Here is a 19,579-nt window from a genome sequence, read left to right as displayed (position 1 = left end):
GAGAGCCGCTATTGCGCTGCGGCTTTCAGTCCATTATGGCCCAAGGTCGCTGCCGAGCTCCTTGAACTCGTTGATTACAACTCCGGCAACGCGCCGGCCTAGGACCGCGTGAGCCTCATCAGATTCGCGGAAGCATCCGTAAAGCGGGGATCGGCCGCGAAAGGCCGCTCTCTAGCACGCGTGGCTGAGGGTTTTGAATTCCTCACTTGTGAGTTCGATCGAGGCAGCGCCGACATTTTCCTCCAGATGTTTGACCTTCCCAGTTCCCGGAATCGGCAGCATGACCGGACTGCGCTTTAAGAGCCAAGCGAGCGCGATCTGGCTCGGCGTAGCGTCCTTGGTCCTGGCGATCACATCAACAACGCCGCCGGGCTTTGCGAGATCGCCCGCAGCAAGTGGAAACCACGGGATGAAGCCGATACCATTCGCCTCGCAATAATCCAGAACGTTCTCCGATTCACGATCAATCAGGTTGTAACGGTTCTGGACAGTAGCCACCGGAAAGAACCGGCGTGCCTGCTCAATCTCGGGCACAGTGACCTGGCTCAACCCGGCAAAACGGATAAAGCCGGCGTCGATAAAGGACCTGATCGTGGCGAACTGCTGGTCGAGAGACACTGCGCGGTCGATCCGGTGCTGCTGCCACAAGTCGATGCGGTCAACCTTGAGCCGACGCAGGCTCTGCCGCACAGCATGGCCGAGATAGTTTGGGTTACCGCCCATATTCGGCCATTCACCTTCGGTGATGCCGGGACGAACCAATCCGCCCTTAGTTGCAATCACCAGTCCTTCGTATGGATGCAGGGCTTCCGCCAGCAATTCTTCGCTGATGAACGGGCCATAGCTGTCGGCCGTGTCGACAAAATCGACGTGGAGTTCAGGCAGCCGCTTCAGTAAACGAACGACCTCCTCCCGGTCTTCAGGATCGCCCCATACGTCCTCGCCGACAATGCGCATCGCACCGAAGCCGAGACGGTTGACCATCAACTCCCCGCCAATCTCGAATTGCCCTGAAAGTCTTGCGTCGAACGTTGTCATCATCATCTCCTCGTAAGTCGTGTTCGTTGCCGTAGTCGCGTTTGAAGATGCACACTACCGCCTACGCCTGGTAAAGGGCACCGGTTGAGCAAATTCTCCGTGCCCAGCGCTGTTGCCCAAGAAGTTTAAAATCGAATCCTAGCGAGGACTATCTACCGCCTTCTGCGTACCCTAATGAGCAGTCTTCACGAATTCGAAGAAGTACTAACTCACATGTGCAGTGAATGCCAAAGCGGACTACGTCCCCTAGCCTCTCTCAATGCACCGAAGCCAGGCGCCCGCCATTGCCCAATCGAACGCCTGGCGGTGTCTCATACACGGCGGCAAGCAGGAATTGATAGTTCAAACCGTTCAAAAGGGTTCGCGAATCTGCGTAGCAGGTTACCTAACGCCGGCGAATACGCGCACGTCGAACATTCTTCTAACGTCACCGCCTTTATAGACGCTGAAGAATGACCATCCTCCTGGCCAGCCGTTTTCGGATCGCGACTTTCTTACGGAAAATCCTCTTTGCACACCCGTCCGATTTCGAATTGGCGCATTCCTGACACTAAAAAAGGCGCGATACCACGTTGGTATCGCGCCAAAACCCGCCTCTCGCAGCGGTAAAAGTTTGTACTTAGAACGAATGTTGAATCCCGGCGTACACACCTGTCTGGCTGTGGCCAGGCAACGGATTATCGGTACTGACCGATGTCCCCGCGTTGTTAGCGTTCAATCCAAAGTTCGCTGCCTTGCTGTTTTGGACAGACGCGACTTGGAAGTCCAGCAGCGTCCGCTTCGACAAGTTATACGAGCCGCCGATCGTGTAGAGCGTTGCATTGCCGGAGCCGTTGTTTCCGTTGACATGGTAGACCGCGGCGATTAACGCGGCAGCCGGCGTAGCCTGCCAGGTTATGCCACCCCACTCATGATCCAACGTCGTTGGCTGACCTGGCAAAACATTCGCTGCGTTGGAAGACCGGATTGCCTGATAGGCACCTTGAACCTTGAACTGCCCGAGAAAAACATTTACCGCGGCTGTGTACTCTCGCGACGCCGAGAATACACCGTTGCCCGTGTTCGCTTGGTTGACGCCGTCGAAGCCAGGTCCATACAGAAGGCCATTGGACGGGTTTCGAATTTCGTCGTACATGCCTCGGATCTGGAAGAGCGCATTGGTGTAGGTCACCACAGCGCCCGCCTGGCGACCCTGGGGTGTGGTGCCGTTTCCGTTCCAGTTCGTTGCATTTGACAAAGAATACTGACCATGAAAATCAAAGCCACCAAATTTCGGCGACTGGTATGAGATGTTGTTGCTGGAGATAGGCCAGTTGCGACCACGAACAAGCGACGCGGAAGACCAATCCGACTGGCCAAAAGGGTCAAAATCCCAGAGATCGTTCGCAATAAAAAGTTCTCGACCTAAGAGCAGAGTACCGTAATTCGAGTTCGCCACACCGACCGTGGCCCATCGGTTAAACAGACCTCCGCCGCCCGGACCGGCCCCTGTCATCGAATTAAAGCCGCCCTCCAATTGAAATACGGCCTTATTTCCGCCACCCAAGTCTTCCGCTCCCTTCAAACCCCAGAAACTGGCTCCCCAATCACCGCTCTCTGCACGGAAGCGATGCGTCGAGCCTGTAGCCGCACCCGTGGCAGATGGCGCGGTGGGAACACCCGTCATGTATTCCAGGCCAGAATCAATACGTCCATACAACGTGACGCTGCTCTGGGCGTGGACTATGGTTGCCATTGTAAGTGCCGACGCTGCAATAACTGTCTTCTTCATTGTTCTCCTCCAAAGACTCAAATTAAACAAGCGGAACGATTCCACCACACGCAGGGTCTCGCCTGAACCCGCTGCATGACAAAACAAAGTATTAAATATGTACTACTTAATAAGTAGATTCATAAATTGTTTTCAACGTCTAATACCAATCAAGGGTGCGACGAATATCATCCTGTCCCAATCGTCGAGCTTCTAACTGTCCAGAGGTGACGGCAGCATGAGTCTGGCGTTATTTACCGTTACATCGATTCGACCGAAGGCTCCACGGCTTTGTCTACAAAGCTGCGGACCTGATCCCTATCGGTGACGTCCAATCCGACTGACAAGGCTTTTCCACCGAAGCCCTCAATCTCGCTCCCCAACGCCGCAATGCGGGCGATCCGCCTCGCGCCAAGAACGAGCTGCGCCCTCGCGCGCTAATATGCGTACTGCCGCAGCGCCAAGGCCACTGCTTGCACCCGTTATGACGAGAACCTTTCTTTGAATTCCGTCACTCATGTTTAGTCCTTGCGAGTGCTTAGTCCGTAATCGTCGGCCTTTCGTGCGACAAGACACGACGCGTCCTCGGGGACGATATTCCGGTGCAGCACGTTTAAGGATAAATCGATGTGTTTCAACGACTACGGGGCCGAGCGCACCATGCAATCGTGCAGCTCGGCATCGAATGGAGCTTTTATGGCTCGTCTTATACGCCCGGCCCTCGAAATTGGACGGTCTTGAGCTTTGGCTCGTGGCATAGCGCCACGAGCCAAGTATTGAAAAGCAGCTTGAGATATCTGACGTTACCTTTTCCGACGACGGTTGCCGCCGACGGTATAAATCGCCGCCGCAGTCACCACGACCGTTCCCTCAATGACACCCTGATAGTTGGCGCCCAGGTTGAGAATGTTGAAGCCGTTCGTGAGCGAAAACAGAAGCAATGCACCGGCAAGCGTCTTAACGACCGACCCAGCACCGCCGAAAAGCGATGTACCACCCAAAATGGCTGATGCGATCACCGTCAGTTCGCTACCCTGCATTGCAGTCGGATTGACGGCGCCGAGTCGGCTGCCAAACAGAATTCCGCCAAAACCAGCCGTCGCGCTGCAGAGAATGAAGCCCATCATCTTGTAGCGCTTCACGTTGATGCCAGACAATCGGGCGGCCTCAGGGTTACCGCCCACGGCGTATACGCGCCTGCCAATGTTGGTCATGCTGAGCACGAACCAAACGACAGTGGTGTAGACGACCATGTAAATCACCGGCTTAGGCATAGCCAGTTTCATACCGTTTGCCCAATCCAAGGCGAGCAGGCAGATTCCTCCAAGGATCATGCCAAATGCCGCGACCGACAAGCCTCTTCCCTGTCGACGCATTTTCATCGCCGCTACGATCCCCGCGGCCACGAGCAACACACCGATGATCAACAAGGGAATTCCGACGGGAACGCGCCCCGACTCGAAGGCGTGCATCGCGTCGATAGCGGTGGGCGTCTCCAGGGACAGAGATCGCCCATCCGTGTAAATCTGGACGACCCCCCGTATTGCGGTCAACGTTCCGAGTGTGACGATGAATGCATTGATGCCCAGATACTGGACGATTGAGCCGTTCAGTAATCCCACCAACACTGCAACGCCCATCGCTGCGAAAGCCGCGGGCACAAAGCCAATCGAGTCCGCTAGGCCTATCAGGACGGCGGCGGACAATGCAGCCACGGAGGCCACAGAGAGGTCGAAGTTTCCAGTTATCAAAATCACCGTCATTGCGACGGCCATGACCCCAACGATCGAAGTCTGATATAAGACGTTCGTTACGTTGGCGAGGCTCAAGTAGTTCGGTCGACCGGTGTAAGCTGTCACAGCCGATAGCACGGCAACCAGCAAGATTAGCGCGTAGTACACGCCCATTTCCCGCAGGCTGAACAGCCGCCGCCAGTCCGCCGAGGGACTTTGCGTAAGGGCGGAAGCGTCCGTCTGCTCGGTAGAAACTGTAGTTCCGGGGGCACCATGGGTCCCAGCGGATTGATGCGTAGAAGTCAGACTCATGATTGCTCACTCTGTATTGAATGCGTGGCCTGCCGACCCGTGCTGTTATCTGATGTCGCGCTCTGCCCACCAGCCAAGAGCATCAATTCGTGCTCTGATGTGTCGTCGGCCTTGCGCTCAGCGATGCAGCGTCCATCGCGCATGACAAGCACTCGGCCACTCACTGCAAGAATCTCTTCAAATTCGGATGAGACGATAATCACCGCCTTCCCGGCCGCAGCCAACTGTCGAACCAGTAAGAGAATGTCTGTCTTTGCACCGATGTCGATCCCTGCAGTGGGCTCGTCGAGCAGAAAGACCTTGACGTCACTGAACAGCCATTTTGCGATCGTGACCTTTTGAGCGTTTCCGCCGCTAAGCTCAGTGACAAGAACGTCCGGAGAAGGCGCCTTTATCTGTAGACGGCGAATCGCATCAACGCCGCACTGCCGCTCGCGTTCGCGCTGTGGCAACCAACGACGCCACGAAAAGCCTTCTAATGCCGGTAATGTCGTGTTCCGCCAAATCTCGAAGTTCGGCACAAGCCCTTGCGCCATTCGATCCTCAGGCACTAAGCCTATTCCTGCCTTCACGGCTGCCATGGTAGAACGCCGCAACAATCTACCGGCGACCTTGACCTGCCCAGTCGCGTCAGGGTCGGCCCCAAAAATCGCGTGGAGAAGTTCGCTGCGCCCGGAGCCTAACAGGCCAGCGACTCCCAGGACTTCTCCTTCTCTAAGTTTGAACGAAGTCGGCTCGAGCTTACCCGGAGACGCGAGATCACTGATCTCTAGAAGCAACCGGGCGTCAGTTTTGATCTTCTCGGATGGTGCACGTTCGAGCGCAACAATTTGGCGACCAACGATGCACTCGGCGATCCGTGACTCGTCGAGTTCACACGTATCGCTGTCAACTACTGCTTGTCCATCTCGAAGGATCGTCACGCAATCCGTTAGCGCCACAACCTCGTCTAGAAAATGCGAAACAAAAAGGATTGCTTTGTTTTCGACCTTGGAGAGATGGCGAACGATTTTGTAAACTACCTCGCGCTCGGATGCTGCGAGGGAAGCGGTAGGCTCGTCCATCACGATGAGTTCGGCGCCGGTGCCTAGTGCTTGGAGAATCGCCACCATCTGACGCTGGCCGATCGAGAGCTCGCTCACAAGCTGGTCGGGATTTAGCCAGTATCCGACGCGCTGACAAATGTCGAAGAACCGCTTGCGGTATAACGTGTCTCTCCGCCAGCGTCCCTCTTCCCCGAGAAAGACGTTCTCAAGGACCGATAGCGTCAGGACCAGCGGGATATGCTGATGTATCGTGGCGATGCCAAGTTCGTTAGCTTGCTTCGGGCTCGTATACTCGACCGGCACGCCTCGCCATACGATTTTCCCGCCCGTTGAGGGAAGTGCGCCAGAAAGGATCTTGATCAACGTGGACTTGCCAGCACCATTGGCGCCCAGCAGCCCGTGGACCTTACCCCGGAAGACTTTGAGGTCGACGCCCCTAAGTGCGACTAATCCGTTTGGGAAAGTCTTGGTGACTTGCTCCAACTGCAGGAGCGGTGCGTCATCGGTGTTTTGCATCGCTGCCTCCTCCTTGAACCGCTATGCCGCCAATCCCGTTTGGAAGACGCGCCGGAAGCAGATTCGCGGCGGCCTTCATGTGAACCGGTGCAACTGGCGAGCAGGTTTCGAAACGTCTCGTGAACAGCTTATTTTGAGCGGCTTGTAATCTCGCTCTTAGATTCTCACAGCCTTCTGAAGAACCGTTTTAGTAACCATATAAGCATCGAGTGTGGTGGGGCCGCCTTCCCGTCCGATCCCGCTATCTTTGACACCTCCGAACGGCGTGTCGGCATCAGGCGTACCGAAGTGATTGATGGAGAGTACTCCGCACTCGAGCTCCCGGCTAATCCGCTCAGCGTCGCTGAGAGAGTTCGTGAACGCATATGCAGCGAGGCCGACCGACAGGCTGTTTGCCACAGAAATTGCTTGATCAAGATCTGTGACGGAGACGCACGCGCCAAGCGGGCCGAAAGGCTCGGTCGTCATTGCATCTGCGTCGAAAGGAACGTCCGCTAGGACGGTAGGTTGGAAAAAGTAGCCTTTGTCACCGATCCGCGCTCCCCCGGCCGCGATACGTGCCCCCCGCTTACTTGCGTCAGCGACGAGAGCTTCCATCGCAGCCAATCTGCGCGCATTTGCGACCGGACCCATCTGCACGTCAGAGCCAAAGCCGTCGCCAACCCGAACCCTCTTTACTGAATCTGCGAAGGCCGACACAAAGTCTTCATAGACACTTTGGTGCACAATGAATCTAGACGGCGACGCGCAAATTTGCCCGCTCGCGTTGATCTTGCCGCGCGCCGCTAGTTTTCCCACTTCAGCTCCGTCGACGCCCTCGCAGACCAGGACCGGGGCATTGCCCCCTAGCTCCATAAGTACAGGCTTCATCGCAGCTGCCGCCAGTTGCGTAAGGTGCTTGCCTACCTGAACGGATCCGGTGAACGTTACGAGACGGACGATAGGAGATGCGATCAGCGTCTTTGAGATGTCTGACGGATTGCCGAACACCAAGTTAAGCACGCCGGGAGGCAGTCCTGCTTCCTCGAACGCTCGTACCACAATACAGGCGGCTCCGGGCGTCTCTTCCGCGGCCTTCAAGATCACGGAGCATCCGGCCGAGAGCGCAGCGCTCACTTTCCGCGCAGCAGAGCTTATCGGCACGTTCCAAGGGGTGAAGGCGGCGACAGGCCCGATAGGTTGCCGCAGCACGTACTTTTGCATCCGCGGCTCACCAGGGACTACGAGGCCGTAGTCTCTGAGGGATTGGGCAGCGTTCCATTCAATAAAGTTCAGGGATCGGTCCGCCTCTGCGTACGCGTCCGAGAAAAGTTTCCCGTTGTCTAAGGTAATGCTTTGAGCGATTTCATTGAGCTGCTCACGCAAGATGCCAGCAGCCTTCAGGATGATCTTCACCCGCTGTTGAGCCGGCGTGTTCCGCCAAATCTTGAAACCGCGGTCTGCTGCGATCAGCGCACGCTCTAAATCCACCGCAGTTGCTTTCGGCACCCGAGCGAGTACTTCCTCGGTGCTTGGATTTCGCACCTCAACGGAGACATCGCGATCGCTGATCCATTCGCCATCAATAAACAACGCAACTCGCGGGTAGCCGACTTTCGGGGCGCCGCTGGTCGCGTGAAGGTCTAGAGTTGCCATTCTTTCGTTCCTTTCCGATGGGCATCTTTTGCAAGAACCGACTTGCTTGCACGAAGGTTATTTCCGCACCGCACGAAAGGTCTAGTTGATTTTTCTACGGCTGACGGTAAGTTTCGCTGACTACACCATTCGGTGCTTTTCGGGGGTCCGCAAAGCCACGCGCAGTGGGCTCCGACGCCCCGCGAGGCTGAATCCCGCTGTTTCCTCCAAACCCGCACTCCGGGAAAGTCCTTATGCGCCGAAACATGTAGAACGAGGCGAACACACGGTTAGAAGAAGGTGTCGGGTAGGCGCAATGCTTCTCACGCGACCTTCCAGACGATATGCTCATCGTTCGAATATACGTAAGGGAAACCGTCATGTCAGAGATCTCTGCTGTCGCCGTCACGGTGGCAAAGGCTGAGCATCGCGAGCGAGTTGCAGAGGCGCTTGCAGCGCTTCTAGCTCCAACCCACAGGGAAGCCGGAATGCTGCAGTACGACATGTTCCAAGAATCAACAGATAGCCGATGTTTCGTTTTCGTCGAGAGATGGACAGATATGGCGAGCTTCCAAGCGCACTGCAACTCTGTACACGTGAACGCCTATTTGGAGACGGCCAAAGACTGGATAGAAGACAACAAGCTATACGTATTGACGAAAAGCAAGTGATCTCAGGAGTCTCGTCGACCGTGGTAGATCTCTGCATTTCGCGCGCCGCTCGCAATGCCAGTCATCGCCTGGATGATTGTGACGCCGGCGCGCCTTGCGACGGCCTCCGTGGCATCGCAGTGACGGGACGAGATAGACCGGCTCCAGCCGCGTCTAAGCAACTCTGCGCTCACATTTTCGTCCCTTTCTCTTTGGTCGCCTGAGTCCGGGCCAATAGGCGGGCAACGAATTCGTGGATTTTATGCTCGCCTGCGCGATCCGCGACACTCGCGGTTTGGCGCGTCACTCTTTCATTACAGTCCGAGAAATGCAGCGCGATGAGTGCCTGCACCTCCGTCGATGGAAAACGGCCAGCGCTGCCGTTACACGGCGACGTACGACTTGGCAGCACGCAGTGCCCCAGTGGCCGGGGTCTCCGTTGAGCTGGTTAGCCAAGCTTACCGTCGCCCCCAAAAAAACCAACTGGACCCCACCCCACAGTCAGCAATAATCTGTGTTCGAACCGAGCGCCACATCAAGCTGGCGTGGTCCAACTAATACATCGAGACACGCATGAGAGAACATCAGGCAACGCTGCTAGCGGACAATTTCGTGTTCCTAGAAGCACCGCGATGGCACGGCGGCCAAATATGGGTATCGGACGTCTTTGCCTTGAAGCTTTACACCGTCCAGCAGGACGGCGGCCGGAAGTTCGTCTGCGACGTTCCAGGGCGGCCGTGCGGCATCGGTTTCTTGCCGGATCGCTCGCCGATTGTCGTCTCCTGCGCAGAGAAAAAAATTCTGTCAGTAACGGATGAGGGCGTGTCGGTCTACGCTGACCTGTCGAACATTGCGACGGGCGATCTAAATGACCTGGTAGTCGATGAAGAAGGTCGGGTCTATGTAGGAAATTTCGGCTACGACCTCTTCAACGGGGCACCGAAAGCCTTGACCGACATCCATATCGTCGAGCCTGACAAATCCATCCGGGTGGGTGCTAGCGGCCTAGAATTTCCAAACGGCTCCATCATCAAGGACGATGGGCGTACGTTCGTTGTCGCTGAAACGTGGTCGAGTCGCCTAACTGCGTTCGACCGTGCACCGGATGGCAGCCTTTCGAACCGGCGCCTTTTTGCGGACCTCGACGGCCGGCAACCAGACGGGATATGCGTGGATGCCGAAGGCGGAATCTGGGTCGCATGCTACAACACCGGGGAGTTCGTGCGCTTGCTCGACGGGGGCGAAATCACCGATGTCGTGAAATTCGAGGGAAACGCTGTCGCTTGTGCGCTAGGGGGCACTGAGGGCAAGACCCTCTACTGCTGCGTCTATCTCGGAACGGACGAGCAGCTGCAGAGAAGAGAGCCACGCAGCGCGATCTACAAGGTCGACGTCGAGGTACCAGGCGTTAGCCCCAACTAAGGTCCGAGTGATCAAGGAAGCACCGCATCGCGCGCGAACACGCTCCACTCCCCGAAAAAAGAGCGTCGATCTGAACGCGTGCGACGGTCCGAGACATCGCAGGAATAGTGGCCGGTCCAAGGAGCGGGACGTCGACACTAATCCAACGGCAGTATTCAATCTGGAGACAGGAGCAGACGATGGCAGCAAACAGAAAATGGAATTTTGAAGGAAAAGTCGCCTTCGTGACGGGTGCCGCTAACGGGATCGGTCGAGCGACCGCGTTGGCGTTCGCCGAGGAAGGCGCACACGTAGTACTCGTGGACCTTTCGGAGGAAGGGGCAAAAGAAACGGCGAAAGCAGTCGAGGAACTTGGCGTCCGGTCACTGGCGGTGAAATGTGACGTATCTCAACCCGACCAAGTTAAGGCAGCACTGGACAAGACCATCGATGCTTTCGGAAAACTCGATTTCGCATTCAACAATGCTGGCGTGGAGCAACCGACGTCGTACACCGTGGATGTGACCGAAGAGGTTTTCGAGCGCAACATGCGAGTGAACCTTGGCGGGGTGTTTTACTGCATGAAGTATCAGATTCCGCTTATGCTGAAAAACGGTGGTGGTTCAATTGTGAATACGTCCTCAGGCGCTGGCGTGATCGGCATCCGAGGTCAGGGCGTCTATTGCGCTTCGAAACACGCGGTAATTGGTCTTACTAAGTCGGCAGCGCTGGAGTACGCGAAAGATGGCGTTCGCATCAACGCCGTGTGTCCCGGCATCATTGACACCCCCATGATCGGGCGCTTCACGAAAGGTACTGACGAAGGCGTTAAGCGAATGATCGCACAAGAGCCTATTGGCCGGCTCGGCAAGCCAGAAGAGATCGCAAACACCGTACTTTGGTTATGCTCGGACGTAGCCGGTTTCGCCATCGGGCACGCAGTGGTCGTCGACGGTGGACAGACCGCCGGCCTGTAACAGAAAGAACAGAAGTACAGTATCGATTTCAGACAGTCTCTCAGGTCGCAAGTGCGACTTTACGCCGACCCTGGTCGGCGTTTTTTTGCCGGACGACAACGGACCCTCGGCGGTCGGTCCTCTGATGTCAGAGGGTGAGACGTGCCGAGGTGCCGAACAAGACGCGCCGAAGGTCGGTTAGCACGTTAAACACAGAGTGCGCCAAACCGAACTACCACTGGGCCTTACAGGTGGCTAGATTTGCTCTTGTCACAGGGGGCGTATCCACCTGTATGAATCGCCCTTTCGGCGTTTCCGGATGCGTGACTGCTTGATAAGTAGCAGCGAACGCTAGGCGGCCCATTTTCTCCGGTTCTAGACAAACAGTGCCATCAACCTCGCCGGCCTTTATTGCGCTCAGCCCCAACCGTGATCCCCCCCAACCAATCAACTTAGCATGCGACCCCACCGCCCTGACGGCCTTAGCACATCCAATGACCATGTCATCGGCCTGATTGTAGAAGACGTCGACGTCGGGATGAGCAATCAGAATGTTCTGACAAACGGCTTCTCCTTTCTCTGCGGTCCAATCCGTTGGTTGTGAAGCGACCACCTCATACTTGATTCCTGACTTATCTAGAGCCTGCTTGAATCCCTTGCTTCGCTGCCAGACCTGAGGATAGCCCGGAGCGCCCTCCACTATTGCTACCTTTACGACACGGTCTCGTGGTAGCAACGTCGCCGCAATCTCACCTGCAACCTCTCCCGTGTGAATCTCATCGCTCGCGACTAATGCAGTAGCTCCTGGGTAAACGTCCTTTATCGATCTCTTTTGGGGATCTCCGATCTCCGTCGCGACCGATACGAATGGTATCTTGTGAGCGGCCGCGCGATCTGCCCAGCGTTCCGCGACCACCCCGTCAAGCGGCAAGACAGCGATTCCGCTTACATTCTGTGCGATCAGGTCATCGATTGCATTACTCTGCCGCTCGACGCTCGTTTTCGCGTCTAGTACAATTACCTCGACTCCCTCTTTTTTAGCCGCATCTTGAAACCCTTTCGCAACGGCGACGTTGTACGGATACTGCAAACCGGCCGCTACATAACCAAAAGTAACTGCGTTGCACGTTATGCCATAGGTGCTCAGCGCAACTCCACCAATCAGAGCGAGGTTCGCCGCGCGAAAATCAGAGCATTTCATCATCGTCTCCTAACCAGCGTTTATAGTGCGGGCATCAGCGTGCAGATCATCGCTGAGTCTTGAAAGACATCGCTGTGCCCCCAGCAATGTCTTCGTTGTCTGGACCGCGATGTATCATCGTTGCACAAACGGATTTCCCGTTAAGCCGGACGCAGTCGAGATCATGACGCTCTTTGTCTCAAGATATTCGTTGATCGCTTCCAACCCGCTTTCGCGTCCAAGCCCTGATTGTTTCTGCCCTCCAATAGGAACCGTGAAACTGTACGCACGGTATGTATTGACCCAGACCATCCCAGCCTTAAGCGCTCTGGACATACGAACCGCTCGTCCTAGGTCCCGCGTCCAAACCCCTGCAGCAAGGCCGTAGATCACGTCATTCCCGATCTTGACTGCATCGCATTCGTCGTCAAATCCGAGAACAGAAAGCACTGGGCCGAAAACCTCTTCCTGGGCGATTCGCATACTGCTCTTCACGTCGGTAAAGACAGTAGGTTCAAAGAATTGTGCCGGCCCTGTGTCGGTAAGCGCTCTGCCGCCCAAGATGCACCGTGCGCCTTCCCTATTGGCCAAGTCGACGTAATCATTGATCTTCTTAAACTGAGCGGCGGTTGCAATTGGACCTATGTCCGTGTCGGCTGACATAGGGTCGCCAAGTTTCAGCGTTCGCGCCATCTCCACCACGCGTTCCGTGAACTCTTCGCGGACGGTGTTCTGCACGAGCAACCGAGATCCCGCGGTGCACATCTGCCCAGCCGCTCCGAAGATGCCTGCGACCGCGCCGACGACCGCACTGTCCATGTCGGCATCCTCAAACACGATATTCGGTGACTTTCCGCCAAGTTCCATCGAGACGCGTTTCATTGTCCTCGCCGCGCTCTCGTAGACCTTCGCCCCGGTTGCGTCAGAACCCGTGAACGTGACCTTCGAAATATCAGGATGTTCGACTAACGCGGTTCCCAGTTCGTGTCCGAGTCCAGTGACGACGTTAAGAACACCGTCGGGTAGCCCGGCTTTCTTAGTCAACGCCGCAAATTCAAGTGAACTAGCAGAAGCGTACTCGGAAGGCTTCAGCACTACTGAGCACCCCGCCGCTAATGCGGGTGCGCATTTGATAGTGAAGAACATCAGGGGCGAGTTCCACGCTGTAAGCGCCGCCACTACTCCGACCGGTTCCCGATAGGTCATAGCGAGCATATCGCGCTTGTCCACGGGAATCACTGCACCCTCTACCTTGTCCGCGAGACCGGCAAAGTAGAACCAGTGTCGGGGCAAGTACCGTAATTGCCCCTGCATCTCAGCCAGTATCTTCCCGTTGTCACGTGACTCGGTCTCCGCCAGCATTTGCGCGACGTCGGCGTCGCAGAGCAGGTCTCCAATTTTTCGTAGAATATCTCCGCGTTCTGACGGCGACATACTCTGCCACGGTCCTACCTCCATCGCCTTCTTGGCCGACTGCACTGCAAGGTCCACATCCTTGCTGTTCCCCCTTGGTATCCTCGCCCATACATCACCTCGATACGGGTCGATCGAGTCAAGCCATTCACCACTGGCTGGGCGCACACTTTCTCCGTTGATCCAGTGTTGATACGTTTTCATGCGTTTCCTCCCCAAGTCCGGACGATCGCGTACGGCAGCACGCTTTCGCACTCTCACTCCCAAGGAGCGCGCTAAAACGACGGGATGCAGGCCGTCTGCCCGCCGTCCACGGAGACGACCGCGCCCGTCATGAAGCTTGCATCGTCAGTTAGCAGAAACGCAGCTACTGCCGCAATTTCTTCAGGTTGGCCCTCACGCCCAATTGCGTGCGCAGCCCGAATTCGCTTTACCTTCTCCGGGTCCTCGAACATATACGCGGTGAACGGCGTTCGGATCATTCCGGGAGCAATAGCGTTGACCCTGATCCCATAGGGGCCAAGCTCTGCCCCCATCGTTTTAGTAATGCCGGAAACGCCAAACTTTGATGCGACATACGGTAGTCGGTTTGGGACACCAAGAACACCCGCGCCGGAAGAAATGTTCACGATAGCTCGGGAGGTGCGATCGTCCCGTACGGCCCGCGCGAACGCCTGACTCATGATAAAGGTCCCATCAAGATTGACCGACATAACTTGCTTCCACGTGTCGAGATCGCAGTCGAGCACGTTTCCGACGCCCTTAATACCCGCGCAATTAATCAAACCGTGAAGTCCTCCCAGCGCTTCCTTCGCCTTTCGAATGAAATGTTCAGCGCCTTTTGCATCAGCTACATCCAGGGACAAGCTGAAGATCCGGCCGCTGCCCCCAATATCAGATGCCAGTTTATCGACAGCTGATCCGTCCAGATCGCCAAGTGCAACGGCTGCTCCTTCATCGTGGAGACGTCGAACGCATGCCGCTCCAATTCCGCTTCCTGCGCCAGTGACGACAACAGTTTTTCCTTCAAATCGCTTCATTACACACTCCTAGTTGTATAGAATTTTTTTCCGTCCCGTCGATTGCGCCACTCGTTACGTCAAAATCTTCACCAACTGCGCGGCGTCACTCTGAAGCTCGAGAGTTTTAACCATTTCCTGCGCGGCTTCGATTCGTTCTTTCGATACGGGGTTAGCAGCGACGGACGCACATTCGCTGAACTTTTTCGTGATCTGATCCCAGCACATGGGTAGTTCCGAACTACCCGGAACGTAGTCCCCAACGCGCTCCAGCTTACGTCCATCGCGCGTAAGGACTTCAATCCGCCCGTCTGGAATCTTCACTTTCCAATCCAAACTGCTGTCTTCGACGGGAACGACCTTGCTCGCGATTGCGCGGACTCGTTGATCTTGCAACGCCTGTTCGCTGAAGTCGGCGATGCCGATCCTTCCTCTTGCGACCGCGAGCGCGACGCAAAATGGCAGGCTGAACTTGGCATCAATCAAAGTCCGAGGTGCCCGCCGCTGATCCAGTGGATAGCACATGCGCTGGTGGAAGTCCCCAACGAAAACGTTGATCTGCTCGATATCCTCGGCCGAAAGCTGATGTTCCCTCATTAACTCGATTGTGGCGTGAATGTACGTATGGACATTCCCCACAGCTGGCCAAGCCTTGTACAGCATCGACGCGCCTAGGAAATCGGCACCTAAGTCAGCCAGCATCTTGCTGCGGTCATAATTGCCGCCGAAATAAACATTGAAGATTCCCGCCTTCCCTTCGAATAGATCCGTGATGCCGGTGATCCCCTTCTGTGCCATCAACGCAGCGAGTACCGCACCCTTGGCTGTGAAACCAGCGTACATGCCTCGAAGGTCACTTCCGATCCCAAACACCAATTCCATCGTGCCACCCGCTTGCATACTCGCGATCCCGAGCGCGTGACTAACCTGCGAAGGGTTCAATTTCAACACGTACCCGGCCGCGGCGGCCGCCGAAAACACGCCGACGACCGATGACAGGTTCCAATCTTGACGCCATGCGACGTTGCAACGCAAACGAACGAATAGATCCTGGCCGATGGCAACCGCCGTAATTAGATCGCGCCCTGAGATGCCTCCATTCCGCTCAGCCAGTGCAAGCACTGCCGGCACGACCGAACTGTCAGGATGTGCACCCCATGGCGTCTGATCATCGAAGTCCAGGCTATGTGCCATAACGCCATTTACGAAAGCTGCCATCGCCGCTGGAGCCCTTCCGCCGAAACCGAGAACTGTTGACTCAGCGCGTCCCCCGGCCTCGAGCACGACCTCCGCGACGCCGCGTGTCGCTGGTTCCATGCCGCTACCGGCAAGGGTCACACCGAGAATGTCGAGAATCGACTTCTTCGCGGCCTCGACCGCTTTACTCGAAAGGTTTTCGTATCGCGCGTCGACAACGTGATTGGCAAAGATGTGACAGAGGTCGTTGGATGGTGGCATGTCAGTAAGCATGGCTTGATGTCAGTTGACTAGGGAAGACCGATCGCGAGACTGCCGATCAGTAGGCGCGAATTTGTCCGTACGCACGAGGCTCCTCAGTGCGAAGCCTCCATATGCGTCTGACGATGTCCGTAACCTGCCTGTAGTCTGATGGGACACACCCCTATGAACAAGCGATGAATTGTGGCCTACCATTAAGCTAATCTGAATAATCACGTGGGATCCGCTACATGACTTCTGCTCGGTTCACCCCAAGGCAACTCGCGGCCTTCGTCACAGTTGCTGACGTCCGAAGCTTTGGTCGAGCCGGTGAACGCATGGCTCTATCTCCGTCGGCAGTTAGTCAACTGGTCGGAGAGCTTGAGACTGCTTTGGGATTTCGCCTGTTTGACCGAACCACGCGCACCGTCTCGTTATCTTCCGCAGGGCGTGAATTCTTACCCTCAGCGGTAAGCGTCCTAAAGAACATGGACTTCGCGCAGTCGGCCGCCGACGATATCCGGAACCGAGCTGCGGGTGTCGTCCGAATCGCAGCCCCAATGATCATTGCGAGCACGGTACTTCCAGCCTGCATTAGCGCATACAGGCAAGACCGTCCCAAGGTCATCGTGCGGATCCGCGATGCTCCGGTCGACTCACTTATTGACATGTTGATGAACGCCCAAGTCGATCTAGCCATTGGATCTGACCAGTTGACAGGCGAAGACATCGCCCGTATCGACCTCTTTAAAAGCCCATGGGTGATGTGGTGTTCGAAGGAGCATCCGCTCGCGCGGGAGGAACAGGTCTCCTGGCTTAAACTTCGTCAGCAAACGCTAGTTGTCGCCGGCCACGACCACGAGCGGACAGTGGCGCTCACTCAAGTCGAAGGAACACCAGCCGAGCGACTCATTCCCGTCGACATTGTCGACAATGCCAGCACCGCTTTCGGGATAGCCGCACAAGGGGAGGCATTGACGCTTGCGCCCGAGTATGTTGGATTGATGGCACGTCAATTCGGGTTGGTAATGCGCCCAATTGTTCATCCCCTAGTGACGCGTACTGTATGTCTCTATCAATCGTTATCACGGGCGTTATCTCCTGCGGCCGAGGGTTTCAGAGAACACCTAATCCACTGGATCGCCGGCCAGGACGGACTGGGAAACACGAAACCGTAACAATATTTCTGAGCCAAGTGCTTCACTGACACCTCAACTACCTGTCGTGCAAACGTTCCCGCCCAGCGGAATGACTACCTAACGTTTCTCCCAGTAGCCGTAGCGCTCACCTTGTTCGATATTTTTTCATCGACCGCGCGTCGCCCTAACGACCTGAGGTGCATGTGATCGACTTCCCGATAATTGACTCCCACATTCATTTGCTGGACAGAAAGCAGTTCGACTACTCTTGGTCATCCGGATCGACCTGGGCGGCTTCTGCAGCCAAGCTGAACCGCGACTGGCTGCTTGACGACCTTTCGAGCTATGTCAAGCCTTATCAAATTGAGGCCTTCGTGTTTATCGAGGCAGACGTCGACATGCCTCACTATCTAGATGAGGTGAAATGGGTTGAGTCCCTTGCGACACATGACAGCAGAATGAAGGCTAGCGTAGCTTGCCTTCCCCTAGAGCAGGGTGCACGGATCGAGTCTGAACTGAGAGAGATATCGATGCTGCCGCATGTGCGTGGAGTGAGGCGTCTCGTACAGAACCTCCCCGACCACAAAGTGATTCTTACGCCCCCATTCCTTAACGCGCTTAATCTCTTACCAGAGTACAACTTGACTTTCGAAATCTGCGTCTATCACCATCAACTCTCCGATGTGGTGAGAATGGTGAGCGCTTGCCCGGACGTAAAGTTTGTGCTCAATCACGCCGGAAAGCCAGACATCAAGTCGCATGGTATCCGACCATGGTCGGAAGATATTCGCGACCTGGCCGGATGCCCGAATGTTGTTTGTAAGCTATCAGGATTACTCACTGAGGCGGACCATGCGACGTGGAGCCCAGAGCAATTGCTGCCCTATATACACCATATCCTTGAAAGTTTCGGCGTGGATCGGGTCTTGTTCGGCGGCGACTGGCCGGTTCTCGAACTCGCGGCCTGCTACCGCGAGTGGGTCGATCTCGTGGACTGGGCCACAGACGGCATGTCACGATCCGAGAGGCAGAAAATCTTTAGAGACAACGCCATTAAAACGTATCGTCTCGACGTGTAAGGAATGCTTGCCGCCCCAACAAGACCGCTCGAGCGGCTCACCGAAGGGGCCGCTCGCAAGCAATTCGACAATCGGTGATCAGCGGAATATTGCCCCGAGAATCACCCCAATCGAGCATCTCGGCGGCGCCGATTCTCCAGACTTCGTGGCTTAGTTGCGAATGTCACGCAGGGAATCAACGCCAAGAAGACGAACGCCGAGCTAACGAGGAACACGACTTTAAGACCTGCGTGGTTCCCAAATACCCCTAACATCGGGCCCGCTAAGCCTAGAGCGAGATCTAAGAAGGCGGTGTAACCGCCCATCGCTGCGCCTCGACTATTCGGAGGCGTTCGCGCCACCGCCTCCACTCCCAGGCCCGGATACACCAGCGAATATCCTAAGCCAGTAAGAGCTGCTCCTAAGACTGCCATGGGCGAGCTCTGCGCAAATCCAACCAGCGACAATGAACTCCCTTCTACAAGCACACAAACAATCGCGACGCGCGCCCCACCGAGTTTGTCGGGTAGATGACCAAGAAAGATTCGAGCGGTCATGAACGCCGCCGCAAATGCGGTGAACGGCAGCCATACGGGCTGCCACCCCCGCTCAGAAAACAAAAGTCCCACGAACGCGGTTATAGCAGAAAAGCCAAAACTACTGCAAGCGAGACCTAGGCCCGGTAGCCATACTGAGCGAATGACTTTTGTCACCGGCTCAGCTTCCTGATGTTTCGGTGTTATTCCGCGCAATTGCGATGCACAGCGCCATACGGCGACTGGAACCAGACACGTAACCAATCCCACTGCGGGAAAGCCGAAGGCTGCATACAGCATTTTACCGATGGGCGCGCCGACCGCCAACGCGGCATACATCGCGGTTCCGACATACGACATCACGCGACCCGCAGCTCGGGCGTCAACGATTGCCAGGCTCCAAGCCAGTACTCCGGTCGTTACGAAACTCTCGGCCACACCAAGCGACGCACGGCCGAGGAAGAGGGTGCCGACCGAAAGCGACGGCATCGGTCGAAGTGCAGCAGATACCAGACAGAAGAAGCCCGCCGTCGCTGCCGAGATCAATCCGATAAGAACTGCTCCCTTCGCACCGCGACGGTCGGCGTACTGCCCGGAATAAAGACGGGAGACTAATGACGCGGCGAACTGAGTGCCAGATATCAAGCCCACCACAAACGTACTCCCGCCAAGCTCCTGCGTTACGTAGAACGGCAGTACCGGTAAGGCGACGCCAGTCAACAGGAATAGGACGAAAACGACGGCGACCAACGGCAAGAGTCCTGCCATTGTTCTCGCAGAG

Annotated in this window: 15 protein-coding genes; 5 read left to right on the top strand and 10 right to left on the bottom strand. The window is 56.1% G+C overall.

Features of this window, described 5'->3' with window-relative positions; translation table 11 throughout:
* Window positions 1-171: 171 nt before the first annotated feature.
* The 5 genes from AC1Z32_RS07630 to AC1Z32_RS07610 all read right to left on the bottom strand — a co-directional run bounded on the left by AC1Z32_RS07630 (window position 172) and on the right by AC1Z32_RS07610 (window position 8,030).
* Complete coding sequence (locus AC1Z32_RS07630; protein WP_483478072.1) at window positions 172-1,038, bottom strand: aldo/keto reductase; 867 nt, start codon at window positions 1,036-1,038, stop codon at window positions 172-174.
* A 619-nt stretch (window positions 1,039-1,657) separates the two neighbouring features.
* Window positions 1,658-2,809, bottom strand: a complete 1,152-nt coding sequence (locus tag AC1Z32_RS07625; protein WP_483478071.1) for a porin — start codon at window positions 2,807-2,809, stop codon at window positions 1,658-1,660.
* Window positions 2,810-3,591: 782 nt separating this feature from the next.
* A complete protein-coding gene (locus tag AC1Z32_RS07620; protein ID WP_483478070.1) occupies window positions 3,592-4,833 on the bottom strand; it encodes an ABC transporter permease subunit in 1,242 nt (413 codons plus the stop codon).
* Window positions 4,830-6,395, bottom strand: a complete 1,566-nt coding sequence (locus tag AC1Z32_RS07615) for a sugar ABC transporter ATP-binding protein (RefSeq protein WP_483478069.1) — start codon at window positions 6,393-6,395, stop codon at window positions 4,830-4,832. The genes AC1Z32_RS07620 and AC1Z32_RS07615 overlap by 4 nt, the downstream gene beginning before the upstream one ends.
* A 156-nt stretch (window positions 6,396-6,551) precedes the next feature.
* Window positions 6,552-8,030, bottom strand: a complete 1,479-nt coding sequence (locus AC1Z32_RS07610) for an NAD-dependent succinate-semialdehyde dehydrogenase (RefSeq protein ID WP_483478068.1) — start codon at window positions 8,028-8,030, stop codon at window positions 6,552-6,554.
* 359 nt (window positions 8,031-8,389) lie between these two features.
* Here AC1Z32_RS07610 and AC1Z32_RS07605 point away from each other — a divergent pair, with 359 nt between their 5' ends.
* The 3 genes from AC1Z32_RS07605 (at window position 8,390) to AC1Z32_RS07595 (ending at window position 11,037) form a co-directional block, all read left to right on the top strand.
* Complete coding sequence (locus tag AC1Z32_RS07605; RefSeq protein WP_483478067.1) at window positions 8,390-8,680, top strand: putative quinol monooxygenase; 291 nt, start codon at window positions 8,390-8,392, stop codon at window positions 8,678-8,680.
* A 552-nt stretch (window positions 8,681-9,232) separates the two neighbouring features.
* A complete protein-coding gene (locus tag AC1Z32_RS07600; protein WP_483478066.1) occupies window positions 9,233-10,081 on the top strand; it encodes an SMP-30/gluconolactonase/LRE family protein in 849 nt (282 codons plus the stop codon).
* A 179-nt stretch (window positions 10,082-10,260) separates the two neighbouring features.
* Entirely contained in the window at window positions 10,261-11,037 is a 777-nt protein-coding gene (locus tag AC1Z32_RS07595) for an SDR family oxidoreductase (protein ID WP_483478065.1), read from the top strand.
* A gap of 211 nt (window positions 11,038-11,248) precedes the next feature.
* On the opposite strand, the gene AC1Z32_RS07590 is transcribed toward AC1Z32_RS07595, so the two are convergent.
* The 4 genes from AC1Z32_RS07590 to AC1Z32_RS07575 all read right to left on the bottom strand — a co-directional run bounded on the left by AC1Z32_RS07590 (window position 11,249) and on the right by AC1Z32_RS07575 (window position 16,098).
* A complete protein-coding gene (locus AC1Z32_RS07590; protein WP_483478064.1) occupies window positions 11,249-12,217 on the bottom strand; it encodes a sugar ABC transporter substrate-binding protein in 969 nt (322 codons plus the stop codon).
* A 114-nt stretch (window positions 12,218-12,331) separates the two neighbouring features.
* Complete coding sequence (locus tag AC1Z32_RS07585; protein ID WP_483478063.1) at window positions 12,332-13,813, bottom strand: aldehyde dehydrogenase; 1,482 nt, start codon at window positions 13,811-13,813, stop codon at window positions 12,332-12,334.
* Between the two features lie 71 nt (window positions 13,814-13,884).
* Complete coding sequence (locus AC1Z32_RS07580; protein WP_483478062.1) at window positions 13,885-14,649, bottom strand: SDR family NAD(P)-dependent oxidoreductase; 765 nt, start codon at window positions 14,647-14,649, stop codon at window positions 13,885-13,887.
* Window positions 14,650-14,703: 54 nt separating this feature from the next.
* The gene (locus tag AC1Z32_RS07575) at window positions 14,704-16,098 is read right to left on the bottom strand and encodes an MmgE/PrpD family protein (RefSeq protein ID WP_483478061.1); all 1,395 of its coding nucleotides are present in this window, start codon (window positions 16,096-16,098) and stop codon (window positions 14,704-14,706) included.
* Between the two features lie 218 nt (window positions 16,099-16,316).
* On the opposite strand from AC1Z32_RS07575, the gene AC1Z32_RS07570 reads away from it, so the two are divergent.
* The gene (locus AC1Z32_RS07570; RefSeq protein WP_483478060.1) at window positions 16,317-17,243 is read left to right on the top strand and encodes a LysR family transcriptional regulator; all 927 of its coding nucleotides are present in this window, start codon (window positions 16,317-16,319) and stop codon (window positions 17,241-17,243) included.
* A 158-nt stretch (window positions 17,244-17,401) separates the two neighbouring features.
* Window positions 17,402-18,283: an amidohydrolase family protein gene (locus AC1Z32_RS07565; RefSeq protein WP_483478059.1), complete on the top strand. Its 882-nt coding sequence runs from the start codon at window positions 17,402-17,404 to the stop codon at window positions 18,281-18,283.
* Window positions 18,284-18,384: 101 nt separating this feature from the next.
* Here the strand turns inward: AC1Z32_RS07565 and AC1Z32_RS07560 are convergent, their stop codons facing one another.
* Window positions 18,385-19,566: an arabinose transporter gene (locus AC1Z32_RS07560; RefSeq protein WP_483478058.1), complete on the bottom strand. Its 1,182-nt coding sequence runs from the start codon at window positions 19,564-19,566 to the stop codon at window positions 18,385-18,387.
* Window positions 19,567-19,579: the final 13 nt, after the last annotated feature.

The organism is Caballeronia sp. 11_S32 (assembly GCF_056930355.1).
Note: the sequence above shows the minus strand (reverse complement) of the source record. Positions and strands in the feature narration are given on the sequence as shown.